General features: G+C 68.1%; 19 protein-coding genes and 1 tRNA gene. 9 read left to right on the plus strand and 11 right to left on the minus strand.

Going from position 1 to position 18,868, the window contains the following annotated elements; translation table 11 throughout:
• Positions 1-28 precede the first annotated feature (28 nt).
• Entirely contained in the window at positions 29-853 is an 825-nt protein-coding gene (locus E7Y32_RS11475; protein WP_146337230.1) for a hypothetical protein, read from the plus strand.
• 85 nt (positions 854-938) lie between these two features.
• Positions 939-1,745: a transglutaminase family protein gene (locus tag E7Y32_RS11480; protein WP_146337231.1), complete on the plus strand. Its 807-nt coding sequence runs from the start codon at positions 939-941 to the stop codon at positions 1,743-1,745.
• On the opposite strand, the gene E7Y32_RS11485 is transcribed toward E7Y32_RS11480, so the two are convergent.
• Complete coding sequence (locus E7Y32_RS11485) at positions 1,742-2,200, minus strand: MarR family winged helix-turn-helix transcriptional regulator (protein ID WP_146337232.1); 459 nt, start codon at positions 2,198-2,200, stop codon at positions 1,742-1,744. The two genes, E7Y32_RS11480 and E7Y32_RS11485, sit on opposite strands and share 4 nt — an antisense overlap.
• On the minus strand, positions 2,200-3,324 hold the full coding sequence (locus E7Y32_RS11490) for an LLM class flavin-dependent oxidoreductase (RefSeq protein ID WP_146337233.1): 1,125 nt from the start codon (positions 3,322-3,324) through the stop codon (positions 2,200-2,202). The genes E7Y32_RS11485 and E7Y32_RS11490 overlap by 1 nt, the downstream gene beginning before the upstream one ends.
• Positions 3,325-3,549: 225 nt before the next feature.
• On the opposite strand from E7Y32_RS11490, the gene E7Y32_RS11495 reads away from it, so the two are divergent.
• Positions 3,550-4,986, plus strand: coding sequence for an MFS transporter (locus tag E7Y32_RS11495; protein ID WP_315897976.1), 1,437 nt, complete (start codon positions 3,550-3,552; stop codon positions 4,984-4,986).
• 18 nt (positions 4,987-5,004) lie between these two features.
• On the opposite strand, the gene E7Y32_RS11500 is transcribed toward E7Y32_RS11495, so the two are convergent.
• From E7Y32_RS11500 to E7Y32_RS11530, 7 genes are all read right to left on the minus strand, one after another.
• Positions 5,005-8,310, minus strand: a complete 3,306-nt coding sequence (locus E7Y32_RS11500; RefSeq protein ID WP_261382422.1) for an efflux RND transporter permease subunit — start codon at positions 8,308-8,310, stop codon at positions 5,005-5,007.
• 83 nt (positions 8,311-8,393) lie between these two features.
• The gene (locus E7Y32_RS11505; protein WP_146337235.1) at positions 8,394-9,896 is read right to left on the minus strand and encodes a malate:quinone oxidoreductase; all 1,503 of its coding nucleotides are present in this window, start codon (positions 9,894-9,896) and stop codon (positions 8,394-8,396) included.
• 78 nt (positions 9,897-9,974) lie between these two features.
• Entirely contained in the window at positions 9,975-11,630 is a 1,656-nt protein-coding gene (locus E7Y32_RS11510; RefSeq protein WP_186467111.1) for an ABC transporter substrate-binding protein, read from the minus strand.
• Positions 11,631-11,857: 227 nt separating this feature from the next.
• Positions 11,858-12,535, minus strand: coding sequence for a fasciclin domain-containing protein (locus tag E7Y32_RS11515; protein WP_146337236.1), 678 nt, complete (start codon positions 12,533-12,535; stop codon positions 11,858-11,860).
• A gap of 164 nt (positions 12,536-12,699) precedes the next feature.
• Complete coding sequence (locus tag E7Y32_RS11520) at positions 12,700-14,088, minus strand: NAD(P)-binding domain-containing protein (RefSeq protein ID WP_146337237.1); 1,389 nt, start codon at positions 14,086-14,088, stop codon at positions 12,700-12,702.
• A 48-nt stretch (positions 14,089-14,136) separates the two neighbouring features.
• Positions 14,137-14,559 (minus strand): arsenate reductase ArsC, encoded by a 423-nt coding sequence (locus E7Y32_RS11525; protein WP_146337238.1) that lies wholly within the window; start codon positions 14,557-14,559, stop codon positions 14,137-14,139.
• A gap of 145 nt (positions 14,560-14,704) precedes the next feature.
• Positions 14,705-15,379: a helix-turn-helix domain-containing protein gene (locus E7Y32_RS11530; protein ID WP_146337239.1), complete on the minus strand. Its 675-nt coding sequence runs from the start codon at positions 15,377-15,379 to the stop codon at positions 14,705-14,707.
• Between the two features lie 45 nt (positions 15,380-15,424).
• Between E7Y32_RS11530 and E7Y32_RS11535 the strand changes: the two genes are divergently transcribed.
• From E7Y32_RS11535 to E7Y32_RS11550, 4 genes are all read left to right on the plus strand, one after another.
• Positions 15,425-16,165 carry an MIP/aquaporin family protein gene (locus E7Y32_RS11535; protein ID WP_146337240.1) on the plus strand — a complete coding sequence of 247 codons (741 nt, stop codon included), beginning with the start codon at positions 15,425-15,427 and terminating at the stop codon, positions 16,163-16,165.
• A 60-nt stretch (positions 16,166-16,225) separates the two neighbouring features.
• A complete protein-coding gene (locus E7Y32_RS11540; RefSeq protein ID WP_146337241.1) occupies positions 16,226-16,573 on the plus strand; it encodes a metalloregulator ArsR/SmtB family transcription factor in 348 nt (115 codons plus the stop codon).
• Positions 16,570-16,866 (plus strand): hypothetical protein, encoded by a 297-nt coding sequence (locus E7Y32_RS11545; protein WP_315897977.1) that lies wholly within the window; start codon positions 16,570-16,572, stop codon positions 16,864-16,866. The genes E7Y32_RS11540 and E7Y32_RS11545 overlap by 4 nt, the downstream gene beginning before the upstream one ends.
• Positions 16,867-16,968: 102 nt before the next feature.
• Positions 16,969-17,202 (plus strand): hypothetical protein, encoded by a 234-nt coding sequence (locus tag E7Y32_RS11550; RefSeq protein ID WP_146337242.1) that lies wholly within the window; start codon positions 16,969-16,971, stop codon positions 17,200-17,202.
• Between the two features lie 189 nt (positions 17,203-17,391).
• Here the strand turns inward: E7Y32_RS11550 and E7Y32_RS11555 are convergent.
• Together E7Y32_RS11555 and bcp are read right to left on the minus strand one after the other, a co-directional pair.
• Positions 17,392-17,473: transfer RNA gene (locus tag E7Y32_RS11555), tRNA-Leu, on the minus strand.
• A 107-nt stretch (positions 17,474-17,580) separates the two neighbouring features.
• Positions 17,581-18,054, minus strand: a complete 474-nt coding sequence (gene bcp, locus E7Y32_RS11560) for a thioredoxin-dependent thiol peroxidase (protein ID WP_146337243.1) — start codon at positions 18,052-18,054, stop codon at positions 17,581-17,583.
• A 95-nt stretch (positions 18,055-18,149) separates the two neighbouring features.
• Here bcp and E7Y32_RS11565 point away from each other — a divergent pair, with 95 nt between their 5' ends.
• Together E7Y32_RS11565 and E7Y32_RS11570 are read left to right on the plus strand one after the other, a co-directional pair.
• Positions 18,150-18,629 carry a MarR family winged helix-turn-helix transcriptional regulator gene (locus tag E7Y32_RS11565; RefSeq protein WP_146338560.1) on the plus strand — a complete coding sequence of 160 codons (480 nt, stop codon included), beginning with the start codon at positions 18,150-18,152 and terminating at the stop codon, positions 18,627-18,629.
• 21 nt (positions 18,630-18,650) lie between these two features.
• Positions 18,651-18,854: a hypothetical protein gene (locus tag E7Y32_RS11570; RefSeq protein ID WP_146337244.1), complete on the plus strand. Its 204-nt coding sequence runs from the start codon at positions 18,651-18,653 to the stop codon at positions 18,852-18,854.
• Positions 18,855-18,868: the final 14 nt, after the last annotated feature.

Below are 18,868 nucleotides of genomic sequence, written 5' to 3' on the forward strand. Positions count from 1 at the left end.
GCCCTTTGGCCCCGGCTACGCTGGCTCCATGACAGGGACGGCTATTTCCCGAGGACTCCGGATCGCCGCGGCGCTGGCGCTCACCGCGTCGGCGCTCGCAGGCTGCAGTGGCGACGGCAAGGGCACACCGGCCTGGACGGCGGGCAGCCCGGGCGGGAGCTCGACGGCGGATCCCTCCGCCGGGGCTACGGCACCGGGGGCGCCGGGCGCCTCGGCGTCGGCGTCGGGTGCCGCCTCCGGCACGGCCTCCGCCGGGGCTTCCGCCGGAGCGACGGCGGCGGCCTGGAAGACCTTCACGGACCCCGGCAAGACCGTGAGTTTCGACCTGCCGCAGGAATGGATTGCGCAGGCGGTCGCCCCGGCGCAGGGCACCCTGCCGGGGGCGCTCAAGATCGAGGTCAAGGACTCGGAAGGCCGGTACCTGGCCACGCTGCAGACCGGGCTGCCGGCCCAGGCGGCCGGCCCCTGCGCGGCCGAGGCCGCGAAACCGTATGTGGTGGTCAGCAGCGTTCCGGTGGAACTGCCTCACCGCGGCGGGGAGGGAACCATCGACCCGCACGTGGTGTTCCGGGTGATCCAGGGTTACAAGTATTTCGGGTCCTACGGCATCACCAACGTGGTTGGCGGCGCCGAAGGCAAGTCCTGCGCCCTGCAGAACGTGGTGCGCGGTCCCGAGGGGAAAGGCGACTACTCCTTCGGGGACCTGGCCGAGCTGAAGGCGTTCGCCCCGGACCAGAAAGTGGCGCCGGCCAAGTCCTTTGACACGCTGGCCCAAGCGGACGCCTACGTCAACGCGGGGTCCGAGTTCGCCAACGTCCAGCGGATGCTAATGTCGCTGAAGATCAAAAACTAGTCCCGCCGCCGGCTTCATTGCGGCCCGGGGCATCTGCCCGCCCGCTGAGACTTCAGCGGCTTCGCTCGCACCCCTCCGGAGATCCATGGAACGCATCGTGACCGCACGCCTGGCCTTCAAGACCGTGGCCGACACCAAGGTCGCAATGGCGGTGGCCGTGGCCCGAAACCCCGGCTACAGCGGCTTCGAGGAATCGCTGTCGGTCACCGCGGGCGGGGAGGATGTGCCCCTGGCCGAACTCTCCGACCACCACGGCGGGCGCTTCCACTACATGGAGTTCGCCGAGCCCACCGAGGTCCTGGTGGAGTACGGCGCCACCGTCACCGGGTCCGCGGAGCCGGAGGAGCCGGGGCTGATGGAGCTCATCCGTTACGTGCGTCCCAGCCGCTACGCCGAATCCGACCGGCTGCTCCCGACGGCGTATGCCGAGTTCGGCGGCCTGCAGGGCGCGGAGCTGCTGCACGCCGTGCGGGACTGGGTCTTCAGCGAACTGCGCTACGTCAGCGGTTCATCGCGGGGGACCGACGGCGCCGTCGAGACGCTTCTGCACCGGCGCGGCGTCTGCCGGGACTTTGCCCACCTGGCGATCTCGCTGCTGCGGTCCAAGAACGTCCCGGCGCGGCTGGCCGCGGTCTACGCGCCCGGGCTGAGCCCGATGGACTTCCACGCCGTGGCCGAAGCCCACGTCGGCGGCGCCTGGCACGTGATCGACCCGACCGGACTGGCGCCCCGGGAGAGCATGCTCCGGATTACCGCCGGCCGGGACTCCTCGGACACGGCCTTCCTGTCCACGGTGGGGGGCAGCCTCTCGCTGAAGGAGCTCAAGGTCACCGCCACCGTCACCGGCGAGCTGCCGGTCGAGGACCCGGCCGCGCTCGTCACCATCCGCTAGCGGGCCTGGACCGAGGTCCGCAGTTTTTCGGTCAGGCGCAGCAGTTCGCGCTGTTCCTCGGCGGTCAGCGCCGGGGCCACGAGGGCGGCGATGTCTCGGACGTGCTCCCGGCCGATCTCCTTCTGCAGGTCCCGCCCGGCGTCGGTGAGCCGGACCAGCACGCCGCGGCCGTCGTCGGGGGCGGGTTTGCGCTCCACCAGCCCCCGCTTTTCCAGCCGCTCCACCAGCCGGCTCAGGCTCGACTGGCTCAAGAGCACATGGTCGTTGAGTTCGTTCTGGCGGAGCCAGCCTGAGGGGCAGCCGGAGAGCGTGAACAGCACGTCGTACTCGTTCAAGGCCAGCGCCTTGAAGGCAGGCCCCGCCTGCAGGCGGCGCATCACCGCCACCTGGGCGCGGAACAGGGACTCCCATGTTTCCGCGGCCAGGCGCACGGGCGAATCGGTTTTGGCGGACATCACGCGTCCAGACGCGTGTTTTCGACCGTGCCGGCGTCGACGGTTCCGGCTGCCACGGCGGCCGCCACGCGCCCGGCGTGGGTGGGCGGTTCGGGGACGTGTGCCGGGGTCTTCTCGGCGTATTCCTTGCGGAGCACGGGCAGGACTTCCTCGCCGAACAGGTCCAACTGCTCCAGCACGGTCTTCAGCGGCAGGCCGGCGTGGTCAATCAGGAACAGCTGGCGCTGGTAGTCGCCGAAGTACTCGCGGAAGGTCAGGGTCTTCTCAATCACTTCCTGAGGGCTGCCGACGGTCAGCGGGGTCTGCGAGGTGAAGTCCTCCAGGGAGGGCCCGTGGCCGTAGACCGGGGCGTTGTCGAAGTACGGGCGGAACTCCTTGACGGCGTCCTGTGAGTTCTTCCGCATAAAGAACTGGCCGCCGAGGCCCACAATCGCCTGGTCGGCCTTGCCGTGGCCGTAGTGTTCGTAGCGTTCGCGGTACAGGCCGATCAGCTGCTGGTAGTGCTCCTTGGGCCAGAAGATGTTGTTGGCGAAGAACCCGTCGCCGTAGTACGCGGCCACCTCGGCGATCTGCGGGGTGCGGATGGAGCCGTGCCAGACAAAGGGGGCGACGCCGTCGAGCGGGCGCGGGGTGGAGGTGAAGTTCTGCAGCGGGGTGCGGTGCTTGCCGGACCAGTTGACCGTGTCCTCGTCCCAGAGCCGGCGCAGCAGGGAGTAGTTCTCAATTGCGAGTTCGATGCCGTCCTGGATGTTCTTGCCGAACCAGGGGTAGACGGGGGCGGTGTTACCGCGGCCCAGGACCAGGTCCACCCTGCCGTCGGCGAGGTGCTGGAGCATTGCGAAGTCCTCGGCGATCTTCACCGGGTCGTTGGTGGTGATCAGCGTCGTGGCGGTGGAAAGGATGATCCGTTCCGTCTGCGCCGCGATGTAGGCCAGCGTGGTGGTGGGGGAGGAGGAGAAGAACGGCCGGTTGTGGTGCTCGCCGATGGCGTAGACATCCATGCCGATCTCTTCGACCTTTTTGGCGATCGCCACCGAGGCCTTGATGCGCTCGTGTTCGGTCGGGGTGCGGCCCGTGGTGGGGTCCGTGGTGATGTCGCTGACGCTGAAGACGCCGATCTGCATGGTGTTCCTTTCCCTGGCCGGAAACTTCCGGTGCTGTTTCCACTATAGCCGATTTAGATGCATTTGCATCTACCGTCCGGTACAACGCCCGCCACGCCGGGATATTCCCTGTCCTCCGGGGAGCCGGCGTCGCCCGGCCCTAGGATGCAATCAATCGGCTGGCCGCCAGGTGTCCAGCCCGCCCGGAAGGTTCCCATGCGCCGCATCGTTGCTTTTCTGTGTCTGGTGGAACTCACCAGCGGAATCCTGCAGGGCTACTACACCCCCATCCTCACCGACATCGCCCGGCACCTGGGGATCCACGACGGCGACGTCAACTGGTTCGAGGCCGCCCAGTTGACGGTCAGCGCCCTGGCCGTGCCCGTGCTGGCGAAGCTGGGCGACCTGTACGGCCACCGCCGGATCCTGCTGGTCTCCACGGCGCTGACCGCCGCCGCGTCCTGGGGTGTGGTGCTCGCGCCGGACTTCTGGACGTTCCTGGCCGCCTGGTCGCTGCAGGGCTTCTACGTGGTCTGGCTCCCGCTGGAGATCGCCCTGGTTTTCAGCCGGGTGCACGGGCTGCCCGACGGCGCCGCCCGCACCCGCCGCGCCGCGGGCATCCTCGTCGGGGCACTGGAATTCGGCGTCATCGCCGGCGCCCTGGCGGCCGGGGCCCTCGTGGAAGTGTTCGCCGGGCAGCTGCAGCTGGTGCTGATGCTTCCGGCGCTGGCCGTGACCGCCTGCTGGTTCGCCATCCGCTTCGGCGTGCCGGAATCGACCGGGCGCGCCAGCGGCCGCGTGGACACCGGCGGCTTCGCGCTGCTCGCCGTCGGGCTGCTGCTGATTACCTCCGGGCTGACGTTCATGCGGCTCAACGGACCCGGTGCCTGGTGGGCCTGGGTGCTGGTCGCGGCCGGGCTGCTGGTCTTTATTCCCTTCGTCCGCGTCCAGCTGCGCCGCGAGGACCCCCTGGTGGATATCCGGATGCTGCGGTCCAAGTCCATGTGGCCCGTGCAGCTGACCGCGGGCCTGTTTGGCGTCTCCGTGCTGGGTGCCCAGGCCCCGCTCTCCACCTTTGCCCGGACCGATCCCGCGCTCCACGGCTACGGGCTGGGGCTGCGTGCGGGCCAGGTTTCGATCATCATCGGTGTTTACGTGCTCGCCCTGCTGGTGGGGGCACTGCTCTACCCCGTGGTAACCCGCCGGCTGACCCCGCGCTGGACCCTCGTGGGCGCGGCGGCGCTTGTGGGCGTCGGCTACCTGCTGTTTTTGCCCCTGCACGGCAGCCTGGCTGAGGCGCTGGTCAACATGGCGGTGGCCGGCGTCGGCTCCGGGGCGCTGGTGGCGGCACTGCCTTCCGCTGCGGCTGCCGCGGCGCCGCTGAACCGGACCGCGATGGCCACAGGGCTGACCAACACCACCAAGACCATCGGGGGCGCCTTCGCTTCCGCGGTCTTCGGCATTGCGCTGCTCAGCCACGTCCTGGGCGACGCCGGTGCTGCCGCGGACGCGGCCCAGACCGCGGCGCCGCTGGCCGGCTACCTCACGGTCTGGGCCATCTGCGGGGTCACAGGACTGGCCGCGGCCGCCGCCCTGGTGCTGGTGCCCCGGCTCGCGTTCTCAGACCCGGCCCCTGCCGCCACTGAAACCCCCGCCACGACGCCCGCTTCCGCCCCCAACTAGTTGGGAGGGCCGGTCGGGTCAGCTGCGGAGCGCCGGGGCCTCGTCCGGTTCGTCGGCGTCGTCCGGCTGGTCCGGCCCGGCGTCTCGGCCGGCGTCCCGGGAGGTCTCGGCACGGGCGTCTGCAGCGGTGCCATCGGCGTCCCGGGAGGTCTCGGCATGGGCGTCCGCAGGGGCGTCCGCGGGGGAGGGCTGGGCGCGGCGGCCGTGGGCGGGTTTGACGGCGTGGGCCTTCTGCAGCGCCTTGCGTTCGCGCCGGCCCTCCACCAGCCGGTAGAGCACCGGGACCAGGACCAGGGTCAGCGCGGTGGAGGAAATGAGGCCGCCGATCACCACAATGGCCAGTGGCTGGGAGATGAAACCGCCGCCGCCGGTCAGTCCCAGCGCCATCGGGGTCAACGCGAAGACCGTGGCCAGCGCGGTCATCAGGATCGGCCGGAGGCGCTGCCGGGCGCCGTGCGTGATCGCGTCCGCCACGCTCATGCCCGGCTCGCCGTTGCGGGGCTGGCGGTACTGGTTGATCAGGTCAATCAGCACGATCGCGTTGGTCACCACAATGCCCACCAGCATCAGCATGCCGATCAGTGACGGCAGCCCCAGCGGCACGCGGGTCACGAGCAGCAGCGCGATGGCGCCGGTAGCCGCGAACGGGACCGAAACCAGCAGGATCAGCGGCTGCACGAGCGACTTGAAGGCGGCCACCATGATCACGTAGACAATCGCGATGGCGGCCAGCAGCGCCAGCCCCAGCTGCCCGAAGGACTCGGCCTGCTGCGTGGTGGCTCCGCCGATCTCCGCAGTTACGCCCGGCGGCAGCTGGACGGTCTTGAGCCGGGCCTGCACCTCGGTGCTGACCGCGCCGAGGTTGCCGCCAGACGGCGTGACGGACACGCGCGCGGTCCGCTGGCCGTTGCTGGCTGTGATGGAGACCGGGACGTCCACCTGTTCCACCGAGGCGATCGAGGACAGCGGCACCGGGCCGCGAGCCGTCGGCAGCGGGAGGTCCCGGACGGCGGCGATGCTGGTGAAGCGGGTGCCCTCGCCGATCCGGACAGGGAAATCGTTGGTCCCGATGCGGACCGTGCCGGCCGGGATCGGGCTGATGGTGGAGGCCAGTACCCCGGCGACCTGCTGTTCGTTCAGGCCGGCCGCGACGGCCTTGGCGCGGTCCACCTTGACCTGGACCACCGGCTGGCTGGCGGCCAGATTGGTGCTGACTTCGGACGAGCCGGGGACGCCGTCCATGGCCTTGACCATGGCGTCGCTGGCGGTGCGGAGGTCCGCGGAGCTGGCGGCCTTGAGCGTGATGTCGACCGTCGACGTCGTGCCGAAGCCGCCCTGCTGGGAGCCGACGGTGATCTTGCCGGCGCCGGAGATCTTGGCGAGTTCGCTGCGGACGGTGTCCTGCAGCTTGCCCTGGTTGGACTTCTCCTCGGTGACGACTGTGAAGCTGGAATTGGCTGCCCCGGTGGACTGCAGCGCGGAGAACCCGGACTGGGCGTTGCCGGTGGTGACCTGGACGTCCTTGACCCCCTCGATGCCCCGCAGCACGGACTCAACCTTGATGGCCGCGGCGCTGCCCTCGGCCAGGCTCGTCCCGGCCGGAAGGGCCTGCCGCACCGTCATGCTGTTTTCGCCGGAGCGGCCCAGCAGGTCGGTGGCCAGCAGCGGGGACATCGCGGCGGTCCCGCCGAGCACCAGGACGGCCGCCACCAGGGTGATCACGGGGTGCCGCTGGGTCTTGGTGAGGATCGGGAGGTAGCCGCGCTGCAGGAAGCTGCGCTGCTCGGCCTCGTGCGCCTTGGCCGCGGTCTCCCGGGCGGTGGCCTCGGACACGGCGGTCCCGGCTGTGTCCGCCGGAGTCCGCAGGAACCAGTACGCCAGCACGGGCACGATCGTCAGCGAGACCAGCAGCGAGGACACCAGAGCAATAGTGACGGTGAGCGCGAAGGGCCGGAAGAGCTCCCCGGCGAGTCCGGCCACGAAGGCGATCGGCAGGAAGACCGCCACCGTGGTGAGGGTGGAGGCGGTGATGGCGCCGGCAACCTCCCGGATGGAGGTGAGGATGGCGGTGATTTTCTGCTCGCCGTAGCTGAGGTGCCGTTTGATGTTCTCGATCACCACGATCGAGTCGTCCACCACCCGGCCGATCGCGATGGTCAGCGCGCCCAGGGTCAGGATGTTCAGCGAGTACCCGGTCGCGGTGAGACCAATGAAGGTGATCAGCAGGGACAACGGGATGGACACGGCCGTGACCAGCGTGGAGCGCACCGAGAGCAGGAACAACAGGATGACGGCGACGGCGAAACCCAGTCCCAGCAGGCCCTCGGTGGTGAGGTCCTTGATGGACTTCTCGATGAACGGGGCCTGGTCGAAGACCGGGGTGAATGCGGCGTTCGAGCCCAGTTCGGCCTCGAGTTGCGGGATGGAATCCTTCACCGCATGCGAGATGCCCACCGTGTCGCCCTCGGGCTTTTTGGTGACCGAGAGGGCCAGGGTTTCCTTGCCGTTGGTCCGGGTGATCGAGGTGCGGGCGTCCTCGGTGATGCTGACATCCGCGACGGAGCCGATCGTGGCGGCGTCGCGGGCGCCGCCCAGCGGCAGGGCCTTGACCGCGTCGAGGGAGTCCACCGGGCTGCCGATCTGCAGCGACAGCGTCTTGCCCTGCTCCTCGATGCTGCCGGCCGGCACCAGCGATCCGTTGTTCTTCAGCGCGTCGGTGATGGCGGCGATGGTGGCGCCGGACGCGGCCATTGCCTCGGGCCGCGGCAGGATCTTGATGTGCTGGGTGGCGCCGCCGGTCACCTCGGCGCCGCGCACGCCGTCGAGCTTCTGCAGCCGCGGCACGCTCAGGCGGGCCAGGTCCGCGTTCAGCTCGCTCAGCGGCTTGTCCGAGGACACCGCGAGGTAAACGATCGGGAAGTCGCTGATGCTGCCGGCGATCGCCTGCGGCTGCACGTCCTTGGGCAGCGCCTGCTTGGCGTTGGAGATGGCGCGGTCGATCTGGTTCCGGGCACGGTCCAGGTTGGAGCCGTAGGTGAACACCAGGGTGATCTGCGAGACGCCGTTGCGTGAGGTCGACGACGTCGACTCCAGACCCTCGACGCCGTTGAGCGCCGTCTCGAGCGGGCCGCTGATCTGCTTGTCCACGACCTCCGGCGAGGCGCCGGGCATCGCGGTGATGACCGTGATCTGCGGGAACTCGATGGACGGGATGAGCTCCTGCTTGAGCGAGGACATCGTGATCACGCCGAAAACAGACGCGAAGACGGTGATCAGCGCGATCAGCGCCCGGTTTCCTAGCGAGAGCTTGGCCAGCCGGAACATCTCATGGTCTCCTGGGGGTTAGCGGACGCTCGCCACGACGGAACGCCTCAATGGGACTCAATGTGCCGCAACCCGGCAGAGTTTCAGCGGGCGGCTGGAACCGGTTCCAGCTGCAGCGCCCGGGCCGTGTCGGCCTCGAGCTGGGCCGCGAGGTCCGGGTTCTCGTTGAGCTTGACGCCGTAGCCGGGCATCATCTCCTTGAGCTTGGACTGCCAGCCCTTGAAGTTCTTCGGGAAGGACCTCTGCAGCAGCTCGATCATGATCGGCACCGCGGTGGACGCTCCCGGGGACGCGCCCAGGAGCGCGCCGATGGTGCCGTCGCGACCGGCGATGACCTCGGTGCCGAACTGCAGCACCCCGCCCTTCTTGGGGTCCTTCTTGATGATCTGGACCCGCTGGCCGGCGGTGATGAGTTCCCAGTCGCCGTCCCTGGCCTCCGGGTAGTACTCCCGCAGGGCCTCCACCTTGGCGCCGTGGCGCTTGGCGACTTCCTTGACCAGGTAGGCGGTGAGGTCCATGTTGTCCTTTGCCACGGCCAGCATCGGGATGATGTTGGAGGGGCGGATGGACAGCGGCAGGTCCAGGTAGGAGCCGTTCTTGAGGAAGTTGGTGGAGAAGCCGGCGTAGGGTCCGAAGAGCAGGGAGCGCTTGCCGTTGACGAACCGGGTGTCCAGGTGCGGCACCGACATGGGCGGGGCGCCCACCGAGGCCTGGCCGTAGACCTTGGCGCTGTGCTGGGCGGCGAGGGTCTCGTCGGTGCAGCGGAAGAACTGGCCGGAGACCGGGAAGCCGCCGAAGCCCTTGCTCTCGGGGATGCCCGAGGCCTGCAGCAGGTGCAGGGCGCCGCCGCCGGCGCCGACGAAGACGAACTTCGCGTGGATGGAGCCGTGTTCGCCGGAGCGGGGGTGCTTGAGCGCGAGGTCCCAGCCGCCGTCGGAGGCCCGCTTGATGCCGGTGACGTCGTGGCCGTAGTTGATTTCGACGCCGTTGTTGCCGAGGTAGCCGGTCAGCTCCCGGGTCAGGGCGCCAAAGTCGACGTCGGTACCTTCCGCGGCGCGGGTGGCGGCGATGTGCTGCTTCGGGTCGCGGCCCTTGACGATCAGCGGCGCCCACTTGGCGATCTGGTCGTGGTCCTCGGAGAACTCCATGGAACGGAACAGCGGGTTCGGCTTGAGGGCCTCGTAGCGGGTCCGCAGGAACTTGGCGTTGGCGTCGCCCACCACGAAGCTCATGTGCGGGACGGTGTTAATGAAGCCCTTGGGGGAGCCGATCATGCCGTTCGTGACCAGGTGGGACCAGAACTGGCGGGAGAGCTGGAACTGCTCGTTAATGTGCAGGGCCTTGGCCGGGTCCACCGAGCCGTCTTTGGCTGCGGGGGAGTAGTTGAGCTCACACAGGGCGGCGTGCCCGGTGCCGGCGTTGTTCCAGGGATCGGAGCTTTCCAGGCCCGGCTGGTCCAGGCGCTCGAACAGCGAAATGGTCCAGTTCGGCTCCAGCTGCTTGAGGAAGGCGCCCAGCGTGGCGCTCATGATGCCGCCGCCAATCAGGACGACGTCGGCATGGTGGGTCTTGGAAATGAAAGTCACATCAGTCTCCGATAGCAGCGGCTCTGGCTGTCACAGAATATCCCTGCACCGCCCACTAACTGAAATTGGGTGCCTCCGTCAAGGCTTTAGCACGACCTTCGTGAAAACTTCGTTCAGCACCGGCGAGGCCGGGTACTTCAGGACCCGGTCCGAGAGCGCCAGCGCCGAGATCGGGAACGCGATCGGCACGGCCGGGACCGTCGCGGCGATCTGGGCGTTGATGGTCTGGTACTGCTCGGTGCGTTCCTTGCCCTCGGGCAGGCCCCGGGCCCGGGAGATCTTCGAGAAGACCTGCGGGTCCTGATAGCCGAACTCGCCGGTGTTCTCGCCGAACAGCGGGCCCACGAAGTTGTCCGGGTCGGCGTAGGACCCGTTCCAGCCCAGCAGGTGCAGGGCGTGGTCCCCGGGGGAGGTGACTTTCTGGAGGTAGCCGTCGGACCAGTCCACCGGAACCGGTTTGATGTTCAGTCCGACGGCGGTGAGCTGGCGGCTGATCTCGGCGTAGACCTTTTCCGGCGTCGGCAGGTACGGCCGGGCGACATTGAGCGGGTAGTAGAACTTCAGTTCCTCGCCCTTGTACCCGCCCTCGGCCAGGAGCTCCTTGGCCTTGGCCGGGTCGTGTCCCAGTGAGGGGGCGTTGTTGTTGAAACCGCTCAGTTTCGGCGGCACAAACTGCGAGGCCGCCGCCGTGTTGTCGATGAAGAACTTGCGGATCAGGGTGTCCTTATCCAGGGCCATCTCGATCGCCTGCCGGACTTTCAGGTTCTGCAGCACGGGCACTTCCTGGTTCATGCCCAGGTACATGACCGAGAACGGGTCGCGCTGGATGATCTGCTTGCCGCGCTTGACCAGCTGGTCGAAATTTCCCACGGTGACGGAATCGTAGGCGTCGATCTTGCCGTCCAGCAGCGCCTGCAGCCGGGTCTGGGGGTGGTCGTAGCTGATGAAGTTGATGGTTCCGATCTGGCCCTTGTCGCCCCAGTAGTCCTTGTTGCTGGTCAGGGTGACCGTGTTGTTGTCCCAGGAACCGAAAACGTAGGGCCCGGTGCCCACCGGGTGCAGGGCATAGGCGGACACGGCCTGCCCTTCACGGCTCTGGGTCAGGGAATCGGCGGACTGTGCGGCGAGGGCTTTCGGCGAGGACATCGCAAAAGCAGGCAGCGTCAGCGCCTGGAGGAAGCCCGTGAACGGCTGGGTGAGGTCGATCCGGACACTGTCCGCCGCCAGCGCGGTGCAGCTCTTGTAGATGGACAGCGAGGCCTGGTCGGCGTGGGCCTTGAACACACCCTTAAAGGTGCTGCCGGTTGCCTGCTTCCGGAGGGCCTCGGGGAAGTTGAACCAGCGGTTGAAATTGATGCACACCGCGGCCGCGTCGAAGGCCGTGCCGTCCTGGAACTTCACGTTCCCGCGGAGCTTGAAAGTGTAGGCGCGGCCCTCGTTGCTGTCGCTCCACTCCGTGGCGAGCAGGGGGGTGGGCTTGCCGCTGGTCTGGTCCACGCCGATCAGCCCTTCGAGCACCTGGCGGGTGATGCGGTAGGAGTCGACGTCGGACACAAGGGCCGGGTCCAGGCCCAGCGGACGCGAGGCGGTGCCAAAGCTGAACGTGGCGGTGGGGGCGGCGTCGGAGACGCTGGCGGTGGACGACGACGCCGGCGCCGGCGCCGGGGTTCCGGTGCAGGCTGCGAGCGGGGCCAGCAACAGGGCTGCACTGAGGCCGGCAGCGATGCGGCGCAACGTCCTGCTGGGGCCTGCCGTGGTCGGCGCGGGACTGCTGGGCACTGAAGGAATCACCTCTGGGAACTGTAAGGCCGCCGGCTGCGGAACAGCCCCAGTCTAGTAGACCGGGCTGCGGAATCCCCCCGGGACAGGCGAAGGCCCGCACCGGGCGGTGCGGGCCTTCGTTTCTCCTCGTGGCGGCCGGGGAGTCAGTCCGGCGCCGGGACAGGAGGGATCGGGGTTGCCTACTTGGGCATCAGGACGGAGTCAACCATGTAGACCGTGGCGTTGGCGGTCTTGACGCCGCCGCAGACGACGTTGGCGCCGTCAACCTTGAGCGCGTCCTTGGTGCCGGAGACGGTGACGGACCCGCCCTGGACCGTCTTGTGGGTGCCGACGATCTGGTCCGGGCTGATCTTGCCGGGCACAACGTGGTAGGTCAGGATCTTGCTCAGCAGGGCGTCGTCGGTCTTGAGCGTTTCGATGGTGGCGGCGTCGATCTTCTTGAACGCGTCATCGGTCGGGGCGAAGACGGTGAATTCGCTGCCGTTCAGGGTGTCCACCAGGTTGACCTTGGGGTTGAGCTTGCCGGAGACAGCGGCGGTCAAGGTGGTCAGGATCGGGTTGTTGGAGGCGGCCACGGCAACCGGATCCAGGGCCATGCCGGAGACGGAGCCCGCACCGCTGGGAACCTGGGCCGCGTAGGCGGCACAGCCGGAACCGACCAGGTCGGCGGCCGGGTCCATCGCCGCGGCCGAGGAACTCATCGACGGCGACGGCGCCATGCTCGACGCGGCCGGCGTGGAGGCCGGAGCCGAGGAGGAGCTGGAACCGGTGCTGGATCCGCCGCAGGCAGTGAGGCTGAGCATGGCTGCGGCAGCGATACCTGCAACGGCGAAAGTCGTGCGCTTGATGGTCTGCATTTCGAATCTCCTTTGTTGTGCCGATTTCATTGCCAGCAACGAACGTCTTTGCCGCTGTGGCCCTTATCCGACTGGTGGGCACCTACCCTTGGTTGGTGTCTCACTGAGTATTCGGGCGCTCGGCACAAAGGGATGGGTGGGATTCGAAATTCTTTTCCGGCGGGTCAGTTCCCGCCGGAGCGGCCGTGGGCCAGCCCGGTGGGGAAGCCCACGAGGACGGGTTCGGGCGCACCGCAGCACCCTCCGGAGATTTCCGCTCCAAAATTCGCGGTGGTGGCGGCCGGGACGTCGCAGCTGGTGCCGATGTCCGAGGAGCAGACGCCGGTCTCGGGCAGCTCGAGCTGGACGGTGTCGGCGGCCTCACGGTCTCCGGCGAGAGCGGCGGCAACCGAGCGGACCTGTTCGTAGCCGGTGGCCAGCAGGAAGGTGGGTGCCCGGCCGTAGGACTTCATGCCGACAATGTAGAAGTCCTGCTCCGGGTGGGCCAGCATCTTGGCGCCGTGCGGTTCGACGGTGCCGCAGGAGTGGAATTCGGGGTCGATCAGGGGGCCAAGTTCCCGAGGCGCTTCGACGCCGGGATCGAGTTCCAGCCGGAGTTCCCGGAGCATGTCCAGGTTCGGTCGGAAGCCGGTGGCCGGTACCACGACGTCGGCCTCGAGGGTGCGGCCGTCGGTGGCGGTCAGCGTGACGGCGCCGCCCTCCGCGGCGGCGAGGGACGCGATCCCGAAGCCGGTGTGCAGTTCCACGGTGCCGCTCTTCACCAGGGCGCGGAGCCGGCTGCCGAGCTGGCCGCGGGCGGCGAGGCCGTCGGCGTCGCCTCCGCCATAGACCTTGGCTGCCGAAGCGCCGCGGATGGCCCACACGATCTTTGTCCCGGGCACCTCGGCTGCGAGTTCGGAGAGGTTGATCAGGGTGTTGGCAGCGGAGTGGCCAGCGCCGACCACGACGGCGGTGCGCGCGGCAAATGCGGCACGGTCCCGGCCCAGGACGTCCGGCAGCGGGGAAGAGACGTACGCCGCAGCAGCGGTTTCGCCGGCAGCGGGAAGCCCGGAGGTTCCGAGCGGGTTGCGGGTGGACCACGTCCCGGAGGCGTCGATGACAGCGGCGGCCTGGTAGTCACGGACTTCGCCGTCGGCGTGCTCGACCCGGACCACGAAGGGAGTGGTGTCACGGTTCCGGCTGTGGGTCTTGTCCATCCCCAGGCGCGTTACCGCGACGACGCGGGCGCCGGTGTGCAGGCGGGACGCGACCGCGGGCAGGGAAGCGAGCGGGGTGAGGTACTGGTCGATGAGCTCGCCGCCGGTGGGCAGTGCCGTCGGCTCAGGAGCTTCCCAACCGGTAGCGGCGAGCAGGCGGAGGGCGGCGGCGTCGGTGTTGTACTGCCATGGCGAGAACAGCCGGATGTGGCGCCACTGCTCGACCGCGGTGCCTGCCGTCGGACCGGCCTCAAGGATGAGCGGCTCAAGGCCGCGTTCGACCAGGTGCGCTGCCGCGGCGAGGCCGACGGGACCCGCGCCGATGACAGCGACGGGAAGGGCTGTGGTTACAGCCATGGTGTCCTCTGTTTCTTCCGGTGGTGCTCTAAGAGCGGGTGGTGGCGGTTACTTGGCGGCCGGGGTGAGGGAAGCGATGAGGTCCTCGATGCGGGACTTGATCTCGTCGCGGATAGGTCGGACGGCGGCGACTCCCTGGCCGGCCGGGTCCTCGAGTTCCCAGTCCTCGTAGCGCTTGCCCGGGAAGATCGGGCAGGTGTCGCCGCAGCCCATGGTGATGACGACGTCGGACTCCTTGACCGCCTCGGTGGTCAAGACCTTCGGGATCTCGGCGGACATGTCGATGCCGAGTTCGGCCATGGCCTCGACGGCGGCCGGGTTGACCTTGTCCGCAGGCTGGGAGCCCGCGGAGCGGACCTCGATCGCACCGTTGGACAGGGTGGTCAGGAAAGCGGCGGCCATCTGTGAGCGGCCGGCGTTGTGGACGCAGACGAAAAGGACGGAGGACTTCTTGGCGGTTTCGATGCTCATGGTGTTTCTCCTGGAATCAGTGGGTTTGGTCGGTTTGTGATGAGGTCGTCGTCCCCGCACCCTACGAACAAGACATCGATGTTTGTCGATGAATGAAGCATCAGACAATAAATCGATATTTGTCAATATTTACGGGGCTCGGGTTTTAAGCCGCGTGCAGGCGGGGTGCCAGGTCGCTGATGCGGCGGGCGATGTCGGCGAAGGCGCCCTCGAAGGCGTCCGCCGTGTTCAATCGCAGCGGATCCGGAACGGACCAATGGATCCCGCCCAGGCCCGGGATTTCTTCGTGGGCGTTGTCGCACACGGTCACGACGAAGTCTTCATCGTGTGCCACCTGATCCAGCAGGCGCGGGGGGAGATCCGAGAGGGCGACACCGTGGCGGCGGGCAACGTCAACGGCGCCCGGGGCGATGCGGTCCGCGGGGTGCGTACCGGCGGAGGTCGAGGGGATGTCGCTGACGTGGCTCCAGAGGGCGGCGGCCAGCTGGGACCTGGCGCTGTTCCGGGTGCAGACGAAGAGGACGCGGCGGACTCCGTGTTCAGCCCTGGGCATCAGGCCTTCCAACGCTCCGGGGGCAAGTTTGATGTAGCTGCGGCGCTTATCTGCTTCGGAACGGTGGCGGGTCGTCAGGCCCGCGCTTTCCAGTGTGCGCAGATGGTGGGACAGCAGGTTGGACGGCATCCCGAGTTCGGCCTGCAGTTCCGTCGGGGAAAGGTCTCCCAGGGTCAGCAGGTCCACGATGTGCAGCCGCGCAGGGTCCGCAAGGGCGGCGTGCCTGGCGACCCGCGTCCGAAAAACTTCAGCTGGGTCAGTATTCATTGATTCAATTTTGACTGAGTAAATATCGTGAGTCAAGCTGTGGGTATGACTTCTCAACAACCGCCGCTGTGGCGCCGTGCCGTCGCCGAACTGCTTGGCACCAGTTTGCTCGTGATGATCGTTGTCGGTTCCGGGATCGCCGCGGAGCGGCTCTCGCCAAACGACGTCGGCCTGCAGCTGCTCCAGAACAGCACCGCCACGGTATTGGGACTGACGGTCCTGATCGTGGTCCTTGGGCCCGTCAGCGGCGCCCACTTCAACCCCGTGGTCTCCCTCGCCGATTGGATCCTGGGCAGGCGCCGTGGCACGGGCCTGACCCTGCAGGATCTGGGCACGTACATCGTTGCGCAGACCGTGGGTGCAATCAGCGGCAGCGTCGTGGCGAACGCCATGTTTGACGTGGGCACTTCCATCTCGGTCAAGGACCGGGCCACCACCGGGCATCTGCTCGGCGAGGTCGTCGCCACTGCCGGTCTCGTCCTGCTGATCTTCGCCCTCGCCGCCACCAAGCGCGGCGTCCTCGCCGCTCCGGCCGTGGGCGCCTATATTGGGGCCGCTTACTGGTTTACGTCGTCGACGTCGTTCGCGAACCCGGCCGTGACGGTGGGCCGCATCTTCAGTGACACCTTCGCGGGCATTGCCCCGGCCTCCGTGCCCGGCTTCGTGATGGCGCAGCTGGTCGGGGCGGCCGTGGGCCTTGGCCTGCTCCTCATGCTGTTCCCCTCCGCGGCCCGCTCCGCGGACGGCGCCGTCGTCCCGCACGAGGAATCGCCCGTCAAGGCATGACATCGGCAGCCCTCCGAGTGCCTATATTGATGATTGTCAATGTCGCGGCATAATGGTCCTATGAACGTGATGCCTGTCATCGAAGCCACGGAAGAATCCTGCTGCGCCCCGGCGGGCATGCCGGCCCTTGGCCCGGAGGAGGCGAAGCGGACAGCGCAGGTCTTCAAGGCCCTCGCCGATCCAAACCGGATTCGGCTGCTCTCGATCGTCAAAGGGGCCGACGGCGGCGAGGCCTGCGTCCGCGACCTCACTGAGCCGCTGGACCTGGGCCAGCCCACCGTCTCCCATCACCTGAAGATCCTGGTGGACGCAGGCTTGCTGCACCGGGAGAAGCGCGGCACCTGGGCCTACTACTCGCTCGTCCCAGGCGCCCTCGAGCAGACGGCCGGCCTCCTGGCGTCCCTGTGAGCCAGAGCCCGGTGTCCGACGTCGTCGTCCGGCCGATGCGGGAATCCGATTGGCCCGGGGTGTGTCGGATCTATGCGGAGGACATCGCTACGGGCCAGGCCACGTTCGAGGTCGAGCCGCCCGATTGGAGCCGTTTCGACGCTGCGCGGCTTGCCAACCACCGGTTGGTGGCGCAGGCGCCCGACGTCGGGATTCTCGGCTGGGCGGCGGCCTCCGCAGTCTCCGGCGGCGGGAAAGAATCGCACGGATGGCCCACGGTCCTGCGGCAGGCCGTTGGAGGGGCACTGTCCTGATCGAGCGGCGCTCGCAGGTCCTTTAGTTCTTGCGGTGCCAGCACGGCGTCGTCCAAGGTGGTCCTGTCAGCTGTCGACGCGACAGCAACTAAGGAGGGCGCCATGAATGCCGAGACCCCCACCACCGAGGCCCGGCTGCTCGCAATGCTGGAGAACATCAGGACGGCGGCGGCCAACACGCGCCAGACGATGGATTCATCGGGCGACGAGAACTGGGTGCAGGACGGCGAGTCGGATGCCGAGTACTTGCGGTCGATCCAGCGGGACACGGTCGCCAGGCTGGACGCCACTGCCCGGGAGGTCGAAGCGCTGCTGGCCGAACGCCGGGATTTCTGAACGGGTCACACAGCCCGGGCCGCACGCGGTGCTGGGGCTGGAGTACACGTCACGCGGGCCGGGAACTCAGTGCTGTCAGGGCCGACAACGTCCGTAGGAACGGCGTCCGCGGGTGTGCGGCGGCGATCAAGTTGTTGCTGGGGCCCGCTCCAACGAAAGAACCCCGGTCCGAAGACCGGGGTTCCAGTGTGCGCAAGGGGGGACTTGAACCCCCACGCCCGAAGGCACAGGAACCTAAATCCTGCGTGTCTGCCAATTTCACCACTCGCGCGCGGCGCCGTCGTCCGCAGGTCCCGCAGGACCCCGACGGCGGATGCCAGACATCATTCTACATTCGGCTCACCCGTGCGGTGCCCGCGGAAATGGGGGGGGCGCCGGCTAGGCGTCGAGTTTCAGGTCCCGGCGCAGCTTGGCGACGTGGCCGGTGGCGCGCACGTTGTACTGGGCCAGCATGACCCTGCCGTCGGGGCCGACCACCACGGTGGAACGGATGAGCCCGTCGTAGGTGCGGCCGTAGTTCTTTTTCTCGCCCCACGCTGCATACGCCTCGGCTACCGCATGGTCCGGATCCGAGAGCAGCGGGAAGCTGAGTCCCTCGGCCGCGGCGAAATCGGCAAGCTTCTCCACGGGGTCGGGGGAGATGCCCACCACCTCGTAGCCTGCCCCTTGGAGGGCGGGGAGCGAGTCGCGGAAGTCGCAGGCCTGCTTGGTGCACCCGGGTGTGGCGGCCGCGGGGTAGAAGTAGACAACCGTGTTCTTGCCGCGGAAGTCCCGCAGGCCGACGTCGTGTCCGGCCGCGTCCTGCAGTCGGAAATCGGGCGCGTCGTCCCCGGGGACGAGTCGTTCAGGCATGTTCTTCTCCTTGACAAAATTGCGGATTTCCAGCCTAGTGAGCGCGGGGGCGGGCGGCCAATCCTACAGTCGTTATACTCTTTGGTATGCCTGATATGGATCGCTGGCCCACTGGCCGCCTACTGTCCACGGCAGCACGCCTTGTAGAACACGCCTGGAACGAGAAGCTCGGGGCCATCGGCCTTACCCACGCCGGGGTGATTGCGATGGAAGTGCTCTCCGCCCAAGGACCCATGACCCAAGCGCAACTGGCGCAGCTCGTCCGGGTCCAAGCCCAGACCATGGGCAAGACCTTGAGCCGGCTCGAAGCCCACGGCCACATCTCGCGGGAGCGCAGCGCCTCCGACCGGCGCAGCCATGTGGTCACGCTGACCGACCGCGGCCGCGAAGCCGTTGCCGCCGCCGCGGACATGGAGCGCTCCGTGCTTGCCGCCGCGTCGATCGACCCCGATTCCCTCCGGCACGAACTGCAGTCCGTGGTCCGAGAATTGGCGAACCGGATCACCACGACGGAGGCAACAGCCCTCGTGATCGCGGATCCGGCGGTCCCTGTCGAGGCGAACCACGTCAATTAGGACGGCGCGACTGGGGGAGCCATGCGCCGTCGCATAGTCACCATCACGGTGACCGCTGCCCTCTGTGTGGGCTGGTATTTCTTCATTGCGCTGGGCCACAACGCCACCACCATGCGGCACGGCTCCACGACAGCCCTCTTCGTAGCCAGCGCCCGGGGTGCGGTGGGCGTCGCGCCGCCGATGCTGGCGCGGCGGCGCGAGGTGCGTCCTGCCGGGCACACCTGACCGTGTCATGACCC

The sequence above is a fragment of the Arthrobacter sp. UKPF54-2 genome, from assembly GCF_007858535.1.
In the GTDB taxonomy this organism is placed as follows: Bacteria; Actinomycetota; Actinomycetes; order Actinomycetales; family Micrococcaceae; genus Arthrobacter.

Bases quoted from the DNA above. Each gene is read 5' to 3' on its own strand.
- E7Y32_RS11475 (WP_146337230.1), top strand. From the start codon at position 29: ATGACAGGGACGGCTATTTCCCGAGGACTCCGGATCGCCGCGGCGCTG.
- E7Y32_RS11480 (WP_146337231.1), top strand. From the start codon at position 939: ATGGAACGCATCGTGACCGCACGCCTGGCCTTCAAGACCGTGGCCGAC.
- E7Y32_RS11485 (WP_146337232.1), bottom strand. From the start codon at position 2,200: ATGTCCGCCAAAACCGATTCGCCCGTGCGCCTGGCCGCGGAAACATGG.
- E7Y32_RS11490 (WP_146337233.1), bottom strand. From the start codon at position 3,324: ATGCAGATCGGCGTCTTCAGCGTCAGCGACATCACCACGGACCCCACC.
- E7Y32_RS11500 (WP_261382422.1), bottom strand. From the start codon at position 8,310: ATGTTCCGGCTGGCCAAGCTCTCGCTAGGAAACCGGGCGCTGATCGCG.
- E7Y32_RS11515 (WP_146337236.1), bottom strand. From the start codon at position 12,535: ATGCAGACCATCAAGCGCACGACTTTCGCCGTTGCAGGTATCGCTGCC.
- E7Y32_RS11520 (WP_146337237.1), bottom strand. From the start codon at position 14,088: ATGGCTGTAACCACAGCCCTTCCCGTCGCTGTCATCGGCGCGGGTCCC.
- E7Y32_RS11525 (WP_146337238.1), bottom strand. From the start codon at position 14,559: ATGAGCATCGAAACCGCCAAGAAGTCCTCCGTCCTTTTCGTCTGCGTC.
- E7Y32_RS11530 (WP_146337239.1), bottom strand. From the start codon at position 15,379: ATGAATACTGACCCAGCTGAAGTTTTTCGGACGCGGGTCGCCAGGCAC.
- E7Y32_RS11535 (WP_146337240.1), top strand. From the start codon at position 15,425: ATGACTTCTCAACAACCGCCGCTGTGGCGCCGTGCCGTCGCCGAACTG.
- E7Y32_RS11540 (WP_146337241.1), top strand. From the start codon at position 16,226: ATGAACGTGATGCCTGTCATCGAAGCCACGGAAGAATCCTGCTGCGCC.
- E7Y32_RS11550 (WP_146337242.1), top strand. From the start codon at position 16,969: ATGAATGCCGAGACCCCCACCACCGAGGCCCGGCTGCTCGCAATGCTG.
- bcp (WP_146337243.1), bottom strand. From the start codon at position 18,054: ATGCCTGAACGACTCGTCCCCGGGGACGACGCGCCCGATTTCCGACTG.
- E7Y32_RS11565 (WP_146338560.1), top strand. From the start codon at position 18,150: ATGGATCGCTGGCCCACTGGCCGCCTACTGTCCACGGCAGCACGCCTT.
- E7Y32_RS11570 (WP_146337244.1), top strand. From the start codon at position 18,651: ATGCGCCGTCGCATAGTCACCATCACGGTGACCGCTGCCCTCTGTGTG.